The sequence below is a fragment of the Chryseolinea soli genome (assembly GCF_003589925.1).
GTDB classification, from domain to species: domain Bacteria; phylum Bacteroidota; class Bacteroidia; order Cytophagales; family Cyclobacteriaceae; genus Chryseolinea; species Chryseolinea soli.
On the sequence record NZ_CP032382.1, the window covers coordinates 2,221,499 to 2,235,213 of the forward strand.

Genomic DNA, 13,715 nt, shown 5'->3' on the forward strand with positions numbered 1-13,715 from the left:
GGATAAAAGAAAATTTTTTTTGATGACCAACCTACTGCGTCTTTTCCTTGTGCTCTTGCCGTTCTCCCTGCAGGCGCAGTTTACGTACGTGCTCGACCAGGACGTGCCGGTAAAAAACGCGGATGGGTCGGCCGTGCCGATGCCCTGGGTGGGGGGTCTGAACGCGGCGCACTACAACACCATGGACCTGGACAACGACGGCAAAGACGACCTGGTGCTCTACGACCGCAATGCCGACAAGATCATCACCTTCCTGAACCGCGACAACCAATACCAATACGCTCCCGAATACGAATCGTTTTTCCCGGACGAAGTGACCAACTGGATCCTGCTGCGCGACTATAACTGCGACGGCAAGAAAGATATTTTCACCGGCGATATTCTGGGCATCAAAGTCTTCACCAACGTGACGCAGCCCGGTCAGCCGATGGCCTGGAAACAATTCTTTTTCTATAGCGGCCCCGGCAATACCAAAAGTTCCGTATTGCTTTCGCTTGGATTTTCAGGACTCATCAACGTACAACTCCAGTTCGATGACCTGCCCTCGCTGCTCGACGCCGATGGCGACGGCGACCTCGACTTGTTCGACATGCGCTTTGTGGGCAATGGCACGGTGGAGTATCACAAGAATTTCAGCATCGAACGTTTTGGTACCTGCGATTCGCTCACCTTCGAACGCCAAACCCAGCGTTGGGGTGGCGTGACGGAATGTACCTGTGGCAATTTTGCATTCAACGATGAGGACTGCCCGCCCCCGGGTGGCCGCCAGGATCCCACCGGTGGCCGTACGGAACACGCGGGTGGCAAAAGCCTGCTCATCCTCGATGCCAACGGAGACGCTACACTGGATATGTTGTATTCGGAAGCCACCTGTTCCAATCTTTATTACCTGCCAAACCAAGGCACGCTGGATGCGCCCTCGATCCAATCCTTCTCCATTTTTCCACAGCCCCGCCCGGTGAACTTCCTAGTTTATCCCGCGGCTTTCTATGAGGACCTTGACTTCGACGGCACGAAAGATCTTGTTTCGATACCCAACATTTTTGCCAAGACATTTTTGAACAGCGACCTGGCGCACTCCAACTGGTTGTATAAAAACACGGGCACGAACGCGAGCCCCTCGTTTTCGTTTGCGCAGGACAACTTTATGCAAGACAAAATGATCGACGTGGGCGACAACTCCGTACCGGCCTTTGCCGACTATGACGGCGACGGTGACTATGATCTTTTTGTAAGTGAGAACACATCGAACGGCACCGACATTGTCGCCACGGTGAAGCTATACAAGAACACCGGCACCACCGCTGCTCCCGAATTCACCCTGGACCACGACGACGCGTGGGGCTTTTCAGGGTTGTCGTTCTACAATCTGAAGATCCAGTTTATCGATGTGAATGGCGACAACAAGATCGACCTCGTCTTCACCGGCACGGCGTTGCAAAACGGCGTCACCAATTTGTATTATGTACTCAACACCGCCAATTCCGGCATCAGTTTGGGGAATCAACAGATCCAACCAACCGGTTTCCAGATCTTCGCTTCCGAAAATATTTCTGTCGTGGATGTGGACCGCGACGGCCTGGTGGACTTGCTGGTCGGGAAGACCAACGGCTCGGTAGAATATTGGAAGAACAACGGCTCCGCCGCCAGCCCCAGCTTCGCGTTGCAAACCAGCAGCTATCTCGGGCTGTCGTCGACCGTGCTCCGTCAGAACCTCACGATTTCGGTTGCCGACCTGGATGCTGATGGAAAGACCGACATGCTCATCGGCAACCAGGACGGTCGCATCACCGTCATCAACGATTTCCGGACGGCGGTCGACGCCACCACGGGTGCGACCCAGATTGTTTACAATCCCATTGCCCAAGCCTACCAGGCCCGCAACATGGGCGGCCGCATCTGGACGGCCCCCGCCAACCTGTTTGGTACCACCAAACCCGCCATCGTCGTGGGCAACATCCTGGGGGGACTCTCCATTCTGCGCAACGACGACGGAGCGCTGCTCCCCGAAAACGCGACCATCGAGGTCTATCCCAATCCCAGCCCCAAAAACGGCAACGTCACCATCAAGGCCGACCGCAACGTGACCCTGCAGATCTTTACCAGCGTGGGCCACCGGATCACCGGCCCCATCCAGGTTCCGGGCAATTCCGAGTACGGCCTGAACGTACCAAACCTGGCGGCGGGGGTCTATATTCTCCGGTTCACCCAAAACAGCAAAACCTTTGTGAAGCGGCTGGTGGTTTATTGAGCATTCCCCATCTTTGCATCGGAAAATCTTCCTGGGTTTCAAAAACCATGATTATTTACTTAAGTCAACAAATTTTAAATGCCCTACGCTTTCATTTTTGACATGGACGGGGTCCTGATCGACAGCAATCCCACCCATAAGATCGCCCTGCAGCAGTTTTGTGAAAAGCATGGCTACCACCTCACCGAGCAGCAGTTGCGCGAGAAGATCTACGGCCGCACCAACCGCGACTGGCTTCTGAACTTGTTTGGAAATCTCAGCGACGCCACCCTCCGCCAATATGCCGACGAGAAAGAGGCCCTTTTTCGCACGCTTTATACGGACATAAAACCCATGGACGGCCTCTTGTCGTTCCTGGAAAAGCTGGATCAGCAGCGCGTTCCCCGGGCGATTGCCACCTCGGCACCCCGCGCCAATGTGGATTTCACGTTGCTCCATACCGGGACTGAGCGATTTTTCCCGACCATATTAGATGACTCTTTTGTGAGCCAGGGCAAACCCAACCCGGAGATCTACCTCAAATCGGCGGCAGCCCTTCAGTTCGAGCCGGCGCGCTGTGTGGTGTTCGAAGATTCGCTCGCAGGGGTGCGGGCAGGGAAGGCGGCGGGCTGCAAAGTAGTGGGCGTCACCACCACGCACACCCCGGAAGAGCTTCACGAAACGGATCTGACGATTGATAATTTTGTGGATCTGGAGCCTGAATGGCTGGTTTCCAAGCTTTTTTAGAAGGAATTCCGGATTATTTGCCGGGGGCTTTGGAATATTAGGTGGCTTTTAGCGATATTTGCAGTCCCTTTTTAGGAGGGTACATTTTTAAAACCAAGCGGATATGGCACGAGTTTGTCAAATAACTGGAAAAAGACCTCAGGTAGGTAACAACGTTTCGCACGCGAACAATAAGACCAAGAGAAGATTTCTTCCCAATCTTCAGAAGAAGCGTTTCTACATTCCTGAAGAAGATAAGTGGGTAACCTTGAAAGTGTCTACGAAGGCCATCAAGACCATTTCGAAATACGGCATCACCGCCGTGATGAAAGAAGCAAAAGCGAACGGCAACCTCGTGTTGTAATAAATCATAAAGAATCATGGCAAAGAAAGGTAACAGGATCCAGGTGATTTTAGAGTGCACAGAGCACAAAGCTACGGGCATGCCGGGCATGAGCCGCCACATCACCACCAAGAACCGTAAGAACACAACGGAGCGTTTGGAGTTGCGCAAATACAACCCCGTGCTGAAAAAATATACTGTTCACAAAGAAATTAAATAACCATGGCAAAGAAAGTAGTTGCGTCCCTCAAGAAAACCGACGGCAAGAGCTATGCTAAAGTGATCCGTGCGGTGAAGTCTGAAAAGACCGGTGCTTACACCTTCAAAGAAGAAATTGTTGCTGCTGACCTGGTGAAAGAAGTCCTGGCCAAAAAGTAATTCAATTCGGTAAGAATTTGAAAAGTCCCCTCGCGGGACTTTTTTTGTTTTAATCAATCTCCCTCTCATTTATGGCATTATTCGGCAACCTGTTCTCTTCCGAAAAAAAAGAATCGCTCGATAAAGGCCTGGAAAAATCCAAGGAAAGCTTCTTCGGCAAACTGGGCAAAGCCCTGGTCGGCAAATCGACCGTCGACGACGAAGTGCTCGACAACCTGGAGGAGATCCTGGTGTCGTCTGATGTGGGCGTGACCACCACCCTGAAGATCATCGAACGCATTCAACAGCGCGTGGCGCGTGATAAATACCTGGGCACCTCCGAGCTGGACCGCATCCTCAAAGAGGAGGTCGCCGGCCTGCTGTCGGAAAACAACACCGACGACATCGGAGACTTTGAAACCCCCGCGGACAAAAAGCCTTATGTGATCATGGTCGTGGGGGTGAACGGTGTGGGCAAAACCACCACCATCGGGAAGCTCTCGGCCCAGTTCACAAAAAAAGGAAAGAAAGTATTGCTGGGCGCTGCCGACACCTTCCGGGCTGCGGCCGTGGATCAATTGAAATTGTGGGGTGAGCGTGTAGGCGTGCCGGTAGTCTCAAAAGGGATGAACACCGACCCCTCTGCCGTGGCCTACGATGCCGTGCAGGCTGGCGTGGATCAGAACGCCGACGTCATCATCATCGATACGGCCGGAAGACTTCATACCAAGGTGAACCTCATGGCCGAGCTCACCAAGATCAAACGCGTCATGCAAAAAGTGATCCCCGATGCACCCCACGAAGTGTTGTTGGTTTTGGATGGGAGCACCGGTCAGAACGCCATGATCCAGGCGCGCGAGTTCACCAAGGCCACGGAGGTAACGGCGCTCGCCATCACCAAGCTCGATGGCACAGCCAAGGGCGGCGTGGTGATCGGCATTTCGGATGAATTTAAGATCCCGGTAAAATATATCGGCGTCGGCGAAAAAGTCGGCGACCTCCAGACCTTCAGCAAGACTGAATTTGTAGACTCACTTTTCCGGAGAAACAGTGGGTAGTTTCCGGAAGGGAATGCGAATGAAGATCTGATAGTTGAAGCCCCAGTACGAATCTTTTTCGGCCAGGCCATAGCCGGGCACATCGTGCGGCAACATGGCCGGTGTGCCGCCGGTGCTGAGACCGAATTTGAAACGGGCCGTGTAGCCCATCCAGATCATTTTCCAAATCTTTACGCGCAGTCCCGTAGTCAGCTCCAGCCAATGTGCGCTCACATCGGTATTGTTGTAGGTCCCGCTATACACATAGTTAGTTCCTGGGGCCCAAAGCGAGTCGACGACAATCACGGAATACTGTTCCGAAAATTTTGACACGCCATAGCGAAATCCAACAAAGAACATGTTGCGGTCCGGATCGTTCTTCAGAAAATTCACGTCTATGCCTACGCGGAAATAATTGCCGGTGTTCGTATAGTTGCTGCTGTCGCCATCGGAAAGATAGGTGCGCCCCCAATGGCCGTAGTCAACCGCCAGATAGTAGCGGTAAAAGTCGATGTCACCATTGAACTCCCAGCCTTTGAAAGTCTTGTCATAATGGCTTTTTGCCAAAGCAATGGCGTCGGTGCCAAAGCGCACCCCGGTGGGCCGGAAGTCAGGCTTCACCTTGACCTTCGTCGTGTCTGACTTTTCTTTTTCCTGGGCAAGCGCCGGAAGGGAGAAGAACAGGAGAAGCGCTATGGTATAGAATAACTTCAAGATGAATCGGATGGGCTAGTTTAGGATGGTTTCAAGGTTGAGGATAGCAGGGTCTATGGTGTTTTTATTGAGAAATTTGTAATGCAGGGTGTCCCCGACCAGTGTGGTGGTCTTCGCTACTTTCAGGGCTGTAAACAACGTAGTCGTATCGCACGCGTCAACCGCCCACAGTCTTCTTTGGCGGGTATAGGTGATATCGAGCACACGGGTCCCCACCGAACCGAAATCAAATACATACTGCACGTGGTCTGTCTTTTTGTTGAGGGGCAGGTACACCGACGAAAGCGTATCATTCGGGAGCGTGATCACAGCGTCGAAATCTGATGTGATCGATTGGATGGCCACCAGGCTATCTTCCGTGGTGGTGGACGTAAGCCTGTGCTTAAAGCTCACCCCAAAAAAATCGGGATGAGCACAGCGAAAGATCTGAATGTTTACCGACGAAGGATTTGTGGGCTTGGTACTATAGATGCTGAGGGAATCGAACGTGTTTGCCCGCACGTCGAGTCCATCGAAAACATGGCGCTCGCCGCAATCGGCGGAAACGAATTGGATTTTGGCATTATATCCTAAAAGAAAGGAATCTTTGCGGCCGTCGGTCCAGTGAAAAACATATTGTAATGTGTCGCTCAGGGGGTCCAGGGGCAGGCCAATGGAGGAAGCGATGGTGGAGACTACCGTGATGTTTGTACCGGAGATTTCCGCGTGGTCGAGCGTCTTTTCGTCGGCACCAAAGCCCATGACCCTGAAATTGATGCCGAATTCGCTGTTAGTCAACCGAAAGCAATCGGGGTTATCGAGGCACGAAATGGCAATAGCAGCTAAAAAAGTGAACCAGATGGCTTTTTTCATGGTTATGATGCGGCTGTAAAGATAAGTTAACGGCCCAAAGCCCAAATTCCGTGCCCGTTAATTTTTAGTATTTTTGCACCCTATTACAAGACGCGAATTGCATTGAAAACGAAGGGAACCAAGAACACCAAAGTCAACATCGTCACCCTGGGCTGCTCCAAGAACCTGGTAGACTCCGAAGTACTGCTCACCCAATTGCGGGGCAACGGCATCGACGCCGTGCACGAGTCCAAAACCGACGACGCCAGCGTGGTGGTGATCAACACCTGCGGTTTCATCGATAACGCCAAACAAGAGTCCATCGACACCATTCTGCGCTATGTAGACGCCAAGGAAGAAGGGATTGTGGACAAGGTCTACGTGACCGGCTGCCTTTCGCAGCGCTACAAAGACGACCTCGAAAAAGAAATCCCCGAAGTGGACGCCTGGTTTGGCACCCGCGACCTGTCGCGCATGCTCAAGGTGTTCAAGGCCAATTACAAGCACGAACTGGTAGGCGAGCGCATACTGACCAACCCAAGCCATTATGCCTACCTGAAGATCTCCGAAGGCTGCGACCGCCCCTGTTCATTCTGCGCCATACCCATCATGCGCGGCGGCCACATTTCGCGGCCCATGGAAGAGCTGGTGCTGGAAGCCCGGAACCTGGCCAAGAACGGCACAAAAGAATTGTTGCTCATCGCCCAGGACTCCACCTACTATGGGCTTGATCTGTATAAGAAAAGAAATCTCGCCGATCTGCTCCGGAATCTTTCGGATGTGGAAGGCATCGACTGGATCCGCTTGCACTATGCCTTCCCCACCGGTTTCCCCATGGACGCCCTGGAAGTGATGGCCGAGCGCAGCAACATCTGCAAATACATCGACATCCCCCTGCAACATGCATCCACCCGGATGCTGCAAGTGATGCGGCGCGGGACCACGCGCGATAAGACGGAAGCCTTGTTGCAAACCATCCGCGAGAAAGTGCCGGGCATTGCCATCCGCACGACCATGATCGCCGGCCATCCCACGGAGAGCCAGCAAGACTTTGAGGAGATGATGGACTTTGTTGAGAAGTCCCGCTTCGACCGCCTCGGCATATTCTCCTATTCACACGAAGAAAACACACACAGCTATAGCCTGCCCGACGATGTGCCGGCAGAGGTGAAACAACAACGCCTCGAAGACGTGATGGCACTACAAGAGGGCATTTCGCTGGAGCTGAACTCGCAAAAGATCGGCAAGACCTTCAAGGTATTGGTCGACCGCAAAGAAGGCGGCAACTTCATCGGCCGCACCGAGCACGACTCGCCCGAGGTAGACAACGAAGTGATCATCGAAAGTCCCGGTGACTACCTCCGGTTGGGAGATTTTGTTAACGTATTCATAACGGGTGCTACCGAGTTTGATTTAACCGGTAGCGCGGTTCAAGGAGCGGCTGTAAAATCTTAAACCTAATCCATAAATTGCCGTTATTCGGATTATGGTTTTAAAGCGTCCCACCAACTTTAACTCTTGCCATGCAGCTTGATAAGGTCTCCCTTGCTGATACCCATGCGTTCAGCAATTTCTTCCTCGACTATCTGCAGCAAAAAGAAACACTCAAACCCTTTTATCATCGTTTTCCCACCCTCGAAAATTTCGGCGGACAGATCGCGGATAAAAAGTCTTCGTTCACCCCGCATCAACGCGAGGTGTTGGTCACAGCACTGCAAAAACAATATGAAGGCTTCACGCTCTCACCGGCGGTTGCAGAAAACATTGCAGCGCTCAAAGCGGGAAATACTTTTTCGGTGACCACCGGGCACCAGCTGAATATCTTTACAGGGCCGCTGTATTTTATTTTTAAGATCGTCACGGTCATCAACACGTGCCGTGAACTGAAGGCGCGCTACCCCGAATCGAATTTCGTGCCCGTCTATTGGATGGCTTCGGAAGACCATGACTATGAAGAGATAAAATACTTCAAACTGTTTGGTAAAAAATATACTTGGGAAACCGATCAGAAAGGCGCGGTAGGACGATTCCACACCAAGGGATTGGATAAACTTGCACAGGAGATATCTGGAGACACCAAGATCTTCACGGAGGCCTATTCAAAACGAAAGACGCTGAGTGCGGCCGTAAGACACTATGTAAATGCCTTGTTTGCCAACGAAGGCCTCGTGGTCATCGATGGCGACGATCGTTCTCTAAAGTCGCTGTTCGTCGATGTGATGCGTGAGGATGTGCTTCGTCAAAACACGAAGAAGCTCGTGGATCCCACCAACACCGCGCTGGAAAATCAGGGCTACAAGACGCAGATATTTTGTCGTGATATAAATTTCTTTTACCTGGCATCCGGCGTCCGGAACCGTATCGAAAAACAAGGTGATCGCTTTACTGTATTGGAGAGCGATCTTTCTTTTTCGGAGCAGGAAATGGAAAAGATCATCGCTGAAGAACCGGAGAAGCTTAGCCCCAACGTGATCCTACGGCCGTTGTACCAGGAAATGATCCTGCCCAACGTGGCCTATGTGGGCGGTCCGGCCGAAGTGATCTACTGGCTGCAATTGAAAGAAGTGTTCGATCAGTTCAAGACCCCTTTTCCGATGATCATGCCCCGCAATTTCGGGATGGTCATGGATCACGAAGTGGCGCGCAAATTTTCCAAGACCTCGCTACAGCTCAAGGATCTGTTTGAAGAAAAGAATTACCTGTTCAATCATTGGGTACTCACGCATTCGCCGCGCAACCTCACCGTGGGCCAGGAGCGCGCTGCTGTCACCGAACTCTTTGCGACGTTGAAGCGACGGGCCGAGTCCATCGATACCACCTTGGAGCCTTTTGTGGGCGCAGAGGGAAAACGGGCTTTGAATAGCCTGGAGAAAATTGAGCGCAAGCTGCTGCGCGCCGAGAAACGCCAGCACGGCGACAAGCTCCGCCAGATCGAAGCGGTGAAAGACCAACTTTTTCCCAACGGCGGATTGCAGGAGCGCACCGACAATTTTCTCAACTTCTACCAGCGCGACCCGGAGTTTATTACTCGCCTGTTGAAAACATTCGATCCCCTGGATTACAGCTTCAACATCTTGTCGTACGTAGACTAGGCCGAATGCAATAGCCTGCTATCTTTGTTTCATGACCAAAGCATCGCTGCGAAAAGAGTTTCTGCAAAAGCGGCTGGCACTCTCCGAGGCCGACTACGCGCAGTTGAATTTTCAGCTTTACCAAATTTTTTTCTCCAGCATGGACCTCTCCTTCATCAAGGTGCTGCACACCTTTTTGCCGTTGCAAAAAAATAAAGAACCCGATACGTGGATCATCATCGACCGGATACGGCGGGAGTTTCCGCATATCCTTTTGTCCCTTCCCCGCATAGACCAAGCAACAGGAGCCTTAGAGAATATTTTTTTTGAAGGCCTACACCAATTGGAAAAGAACACCTGGGGCATAGCCGAACCCAAACAAGGTGTGCCCACACCGCCGCAGCAGATCGATATGGTTTTGGTACCCCTGCTGGCGTGCGACACGAATGGGCAACGCGTTGGCTATGGCAAAGGATTTTATGACAAGTTCCTGGTGACGTGCCGACCCGATTGCATCACCGTGGGCATTTCCTTTTTTGAGCCGGTCGAACCCATCGACGACGTCAATGCGTTTGATGTGCCCTTGCAATACTGCCTCACACCGACAACGCTACACCGTTTTCGTCAAACGTCCTTTTAGACAGCAGGCTCCTGTTGGCTCAGGCAGTGGAAGGACCCCAGCCCCCAAATGATATCAAGCGAATCGAGGCCGATCACTTTGCGGTCGGGAAAGCATTGCTGCAGAATTTGCAGGGCTTTGTCGTCTTGCTTATCGCGGAAGGTGGGGACCACTACATATTTGTTGCTGATATAGAAATTCGCGTACGATGCAGGAAGCCGCATGTCTTCGTAGACCACCGCCGAGGGTAGCGGCAACTCCACAATGTTGAGTGGCTTGCCATTTTCGAGGCGAAGCGTTTTTAAGGTCTTGAGATTCTCGTGGAGGGGCTCGTAGTTTTCGTCTTGCTTATCGGTTTCCACCACGGTCACGACGGTGTCTTCATTGACAAAGCGCGTGATGTCGTCGATGTGGCCGTCGGTGTCGTCGCCGACAACACCATCGCCCAACCAAAGAATATTTTCAACACCGTAAAATTGATGAAGGAATTCTTCGATCTCTTTTTGATTGAAGGTGGGATTCCGATTCGGGTTGAGGAGACAAGAAGTCGTTGTCAAAACGGTGCCCTTTCCATTGAAATCTACCGAGCCGCCTTCCATGACGATGCCCGGGTAGATAATGGGGATATTATAATGCTCTGCGATGTGCGTGGGAATGCGATCGTCCAGGTCGAACGGAGGATATTTTCCACCCCAGGCATTATAGCCCCAGTCGACAATGATCTTTTTTTGTGTAGTCTTCGGGTTGATCAGGAACGCAGGGCCGTGGTCGCGGCACCAGGCATCGTTGGTGGGGTGGACGAAGATGTTGATGTTTTTGAAATCGCCGCCGGCTTGTTCGATGTGTCGCGTGGCTTTCGCCTTCATCGCTTCATCGACTACGTTGATGTTAACTTTTTCGCCCTCGGCGACGAGCTTGATGAACTGGGCGTAGATGGGGTAGATGGTTTCGATCTTGCCGGGCCAGGAGGCTTCTTTGTGAGGCCAGCTTAGCCAGGTGGCAGTGTGGGGTGCAAACTCTGCGGGGAAATGATAGCCGAGTTGCTGAGGGGTGTGCGTGGCGGGAAGGCCAACGGTTTTGAAATCAGAAAGCTTAGTGGTTCGAAAATCGGATGGATGCATCTGTCGGTTCAGTTTCGGATAGAAAAATCAAAAGTTGAACCGCAAAGACGCAAAGAGCGCAAAGTCAACGCAAAGAAAATACAAGCCTTGCTTTGCGTTAACTTTGCGTCCTTTGCGTCTTTGCGGTTTAATGTATTTTTTCGGACGCCTCAGTCTTCATCAATATACCGCTTCGTAATCGGCTGATACGAATCGATACGACGGTCGCGCAAAAACGGCCAATGCGTTCTATACCGATCGGTTTTACTCAGGTCAAGCGACAACACCTTCACCTCTTCCTGATCGGCGGAAGCCTGATACAAAATGCTTCCAAACGGGTTCGAAAAAAACGATCCTCCCCAGAACTTCATCGCCCCATCCTGCTCGAACCCAACACGGTTCACGCTCACCACGTGCACACCATTCGCCACGGCGTGACTGCGCTGAATGGTTTGCCAGGCATTGTATTGCTCCGTGTTTGTTTCTTCGTCCTGAGAAGTGGCCCAGCCGATGGCGGTGGGATAAAATAAGATCTCTGCGCCCATCAACGCGGTGATGCGGGCAGCTTCCGGGTACCATTGATCCCAGCAGATGAGCACGCCGATGGTGGCAAACCGGGTCTTGAAAACTTTATAGCCCAGGTCGCCGGGCGTGAAATAGAATTTTTCATAATACGCCGGGTCATCGGGGATGTGCATCTTGCGATACTTGCCCAGGTAGGCACCATCGGCATCCAGCACGGCGGTGGTATTGTGATAAATGCCTTCTGTGCGTTTTTCGAAAAGCGACGCGATGATGACCACCCCAAGTTCTTTGGCCACGACCTTCAGGGCATCGGTGGAGGGGCCGGGAATGGATTCGGCCAGTTTAAAATTCTGGTAATCCTCCACATCACAGAAGTACAAAGAAGTAAACAATTCCTGGAGGCAAACGATCTGCGCGCCTTTCGCGGCGGCTTCGCGGATCTTGGTGATCGCCTTTGCCAGATTTTCGCCCGGGTCTTTGGTGCACGACATCTGCACGAGTCCCACATTCACTGTTTTTCCTGCCACGTTTTATAAAATTTTTATGGGTGCAAAATTAAAAAAGTAAATCCGGTTCATAACTATGAATCCCCGGCTATGGTTCCCCTGAAAAATGTGGTGGAAATAAAAAAACCTCCCGGTGACGAGAGGTTTCTTCATATAAAATTAATGTTGAGCGATCAGGCTTCGTGGCTGAGGTGCACGAACGATTCGTCCTTGGCTTCCAGGTTCGATTCGCCCATCAGCCAGGTGTCTACCGCGCGGGCGGTTTCACGGCCTTCGGAGATGGCCCAAACGACCAGCGATTGGCCTCTGCGGATATCGCCGGCGGCGAAAATGCCTTCCTGCGACGTCATATAATTCTCGGTGCGGATATTGCCGCGTTCGTCGATCTCCAGCTTGAGTTCTTCCACCATGCCGCCTTTTTCGGCGCCCACAAAACCGATGGCCAACAGGGCCAGTTCGCAGGGGATGATGCGCTCGGTGCCGGCAATCTCTTCAAAGCCCATTTTGCCTTGAGGATTCACGCCCCACTTAATGTCCACGATCTTCAGACCGGTGAGACGGCCTGTGTTGTCGCCGAGGAATTCTTTTGTGAGGATCGCCCACTGACGCGCTACACCTTCTTCGTGCGAAGAGGACGTGTTCAGGATCATGGGCCACAGCGGCCAGGGGTTGTTATCGGCGCGGTCTACAGGAGGCTTTGCCAACAACTCGATCTGAGTTACCGATTTTGCATTCTGACGGTTGGACGTTCCCACGCAGTCGGAGCCGGTGTCGCCACCGCCGATGACCAGAACATTTTTGTCGGTTGCCAGGATCTCTCCGGAGAAGATCCGGTCGCCGGCCACGCGCTTGTTTTGCTGGGGCAGGAAGTCCATGGCATAGTGCACGCCGTTGAGTTTACGGCCTGGGATGGGCAGATCGCGCGGGGCAGAGGCACCACCGCACATGACGATGGCGTCGAACTCATCTTTCAAATGTTTTGCGCTGATGTTCACGCCCACGTGCGCGTTGGTGCGGAAGATGATGCCCTCCTGTTCCATGATACGGACACGACGTTCGATCACGGTCTTTTCCAGCTTGAAATCAGGAATGCCATAGCGGAGCAAGCCACCGACCCGGTCGCTGCGCTCGAACACAGTCACCCAATGGCCAGCCTTGTTCAACTGCGCGGCGGCAGCCAATCCCGCAGGGCCAGAGCCAACGATCGCGATGCGCTTGCCGGTTCTGTGCTTGGGAGGATTTGCTTTGATATAGCCCTTCTCGAACGCCTGCTCGGCGATGGTCTTCTCGATGTATTCGATGGTGACCGGCTTGTTGTTGATGCTGAGCACGCAGCTGGCTTCACAGGGTGCCGGGCAAATGCGGCCCGTAAACTCCGGGAAGTTGTTGGTGCTGCTCAGGATCTTGATCGCATCTTCCCACTTGCCTTGATACACGGCATCGTTGAAGTCGGGGATGTTGTTGCCCAGCGGGCAGCCGTTGTGGCAGAAGGGCACGCCGCAGTCCATGCAACGCGAGGCTTGCTGCTTCACTTTTTCTTTATCGAGGGGATTGTATACTTCCCTGTAATCCTTGATCCGTTCTTTGGGATCGCGCGACTTGGGCATCTCGCGATCGAACTTCATAAATCCATCTATCTGTCCCATGTTCGTCTAA

14 protein-coding genes are annotated in these 13,715 nt (G+C 52.5%); 9 read left to right on the forward strand and 5 right to left on the reverse strand.

The genetic code is table 11. The features are described from left to right. Positions 1 to 22 precede the first annotated feature (22 nt). The 6 genes from D4L85_RS09650 (at position 23) to ftsY (ending at position 4,714) form a co-directional block, all read left to right on the forward strand. The gene (locus D4L85_RS09650; RefSeq protein WP_119754122.1) at positions 23 to 2,251 is read left to right on the forward strand and encodes an FG-GAP-like repeat-containing protein; all 2,229 of its coding nucleotides are present in this window, start codon (positions 23 to 25) and stop codon (positions 2,249 to 2,251) included. A 78-nt stretch (positions 2,252 to 2,329) separates the two neighbouring features. Continuing rightward, positions 2,330 to 2,977: an HAD family hydrolase gene (locus tag D4L85_RS09655; RefSeq protein ID WP_119754123.1), complete on the forward strand. Its 648-nt coding sequence runs from the start codon at positions 2,330 to 2,332 to the stop codon at positions 2,975 to 2,977. A gap of 103 nt (positions 2,978 to 3,080) precedes the next feature. Further along, a complete protein-coding gene (gene rpmB, locus D4L85_RS09660) occupies positions 3,081 to 3,320 on the forward strand; it encodes a 50S ribosomal protein L28 (protein WP_073134563.1) in 240 nt (79 codons plus the stop codon). 16 nt (positions 3,321 to 3,336) lie between these two features. Beyond that, entirely contained in the window at positions 3,337 to 3,519 is a 183-nt protein-coding gene (gene rpmG / locus D4L85_RS09665; RefSeq protein ID WP_119754124.1) for a 50S ribosomal protein L33, read from the forward strand. 2 nt (positions 3,520 to 3,521) lie between these two features. Next, entirely contained in the window at positions 3,522 to 3,677 is a 156-nt protein-coding gene (locus D4L85_RS09670; protein WP_073134559.1) for a DUF4295 domain-containing protein, read from the forward strand. Between the two features lie 71 nt (positions 3,678 to 3,748). Then, positions 3,749 to 4,714 (forward strand): signal recognition particle-docking protein FtsY, encoded by a 966-nt coding sequence (ftsY, locus tag D4L85_RS09675; RefSeq protein WP_119754125.1) that lies wholly within the window; start codon positions 3,749 to 3,751, stop codon positions 4,712 to 4,714. On the opposite strand, the gene D4L85_RS09680 is transcribed toward ftsY, so the two are convergent. Beyond that, positions 4,688 to 5,407 carry a DUF6048 family protein gene (locus D4L85_RS09680; protein WP_119754126.1) on the reverse strand — a complete coding sequence of 240 codons (720 nt, stop codon included), beginning with the start codon at positions 5,405 to 5,407 and terminating at the stop codon, positions 4,688 to 4,690. The genes ftsY and D4L85_RS09680 overlap by 27 nt on opposite strands. A 15-nt stretch (positions 5,408 to 5,422) precedes the next feature. Beyond that, entirely contained in the window at positions 5,423 to 6,259 is an 837-nt protein-coding gene (locus tag D4L85_RS09685) for a DUF6452 family protein (protein ID WP_119754127.1), read from the reverse strand. A gap of 102 nt (positions 6,260 to 6,361) precedes the next feature. Here D4L85_RS09685 and rimO point away from each other — a divergent pair, with 102 nt between their 5' ends. From rimO to D4L85_RS09700, 3 genes are all read left to right on the forward strand, one after another. Further along, a complete protein-coding gene (gene rimO, locus D4L85_RS09690) occupies positions 6,362 to 7,693 on the forward strand; it encodes a 30S ribosomal protein S12 methylthiotransferase RimO (RefSeq protein WP_119754128.1) in 1,332 nt (443 codons plus the stop codon). Positions 7,694 to 7,761: 68 nt separating this feature from the next. Next, the gene (bshC, locus tag D4L85_RS09695; protein ID WP_119754129.1) at positions 7,762 to 9,330 is read left to right on the forward strand and encodes a bacillithiol biosynthesis cysteine-adding enzyme BshC; all 1,569 of its coding nucleotides are present in this window, start codon (positions 7,762 to 7,764) and stop codon (positions 9,328 to 9,330) included. Positions 9,331 to 9,361: 31 nt separating this feature from the next. Beyond that, entirely contained in the window at positions 9,362 to 9,949 is a 588-nt protein-coding gene (locus D4L85_RS09700; RefSeq protein WP_119754130.1) for a 5-formyltetrahydrofolate cyclo-ligase, read from the forward strand. Here the strand turns inward: D4L85_RS09700 and D4L85_RS09705 are convergent. The 3 genes from D4L85_RS09705 to D4L85_RS09715 form a co-directional block, all read right to left on the reverse strand. Then, positions 9,946 to 11,049, reverse strand: coding sequence for an agmatine deiminase family protein (locus D4L85_RS09705; protein WP_119754131.1), 1,104 nt, complete (start codon positions 11,047 to 11,049; stop codon positions 9,946 to 9,948). The two genes, D4L85_RS09700 and D4L85_RS09705, sit on opposite strands and share 4 nt — an antisense overlap. A 149-nt stretch (positions 11,050 to 11,198) precedes the next feature. Then, entirely contained in the window at positions 11,199 to 12,044 is an 846-nt protein-coding gene (locus D4L85_RS09710) for a carbon-nitrogen hydrolase (RefSeq protein ID WP_119758724.1), read from the reverse strand. Positions 12,045 to 12,232: 188 nt separating this feature from the next. After that, positions 12,233 to 13,705, reverse strand: coding sequence for a glutamate synthase subunit beta (locus tag D4L85_RS09715; protein ID WP_119754132.1), 1,473 nt, complete (start codon positions 13,703 to 13,705; stop codon positions 12,233 to 12,235). Between the last annotated feature and the right edge of the window lie 10 nt (positions 13,706 to 13,715).

Coding starts and splice junctions, on each gene's coding strand:
- D4L85_RS09650 (WP_119754122.1), top strand. CDS start 23: ATGACCAACCTACTGCGTCTTTTCCTTGTGCTCTTGCCGTTCTCCCTG.
- D4L85_RS09655 (WP_119754123.1), top strand. CDS start 2,330: ATGCCCTACGCTTTCATTTTTGACATGGACGGGGTCCTGATCGACAGC.
- rpmB (WP_073134563.1), top strand. CDS start 3,081: ATGGCACGAGTTTGTCAAATAACTGGAAAAAGACCTCAGGTAGGTAAC.
- rpmG (WP_119754124.1), top strand. CDS start 3,337: ATGGCAAAGAAAGGTAACAGGATCCAGGTGATTTTAGAGTGCACAGAG.
- D4L85_RS09670 (WP_073134559.1), top strand. CDS start 3,522: ATGGCAAAGAAAGTAGTTGCGTCCCTCAAGAAAACCGACGGCAAGAGC.
- ftsY (WP_119754125.1), top strand. CDS start 3,749: ATGGCATTATTCGGCAACCTGTTCTCTTCCGAAAAAAAAGAATCGCTC.
- D4L85_RS09685 (WP_119754127.1), bottom strand. CDS start 6,259: ATGAAAAAAGCCATCTGGTTCACTTTTTTAGCTGCTATTGCCATTTCG.
- bshC (WP_119754129.1), top strand. CDS start 7,762: ATGCAGCTTGATAAGGTCTCCCTTGCTGATACCCATGCGTTCAGCAAT.
- D4L85_RS09700 (WP_119754130.1), top strand. CDS start 9,362: ATGACCAAAGCATCGCTGCGAAAAGAGTTTCTGCAAAAGCGGCTGGCA.
- D4L85_RS09705 (WP_119754131.1), bottom strand. CDS start 11,049: ATGCATCCATCCGATTTTCGAACCACTAAGCTTTCTGATTTCAAAACC.
- D4L85_RS09710 (WP_119758724.1), bottom strand. CDS start 12,044: ATGTCGTGCACCAAAGACCCGGGCGAAAATCTGGCAAAGGCGATCACC.
- D4L85_RS09715 (WP_119754132.1), bottom strand. CDS start 13,705: ATGGGACAGATAGATGGATTTATGAAGTTCGATCGCGAGATGCCCAAG.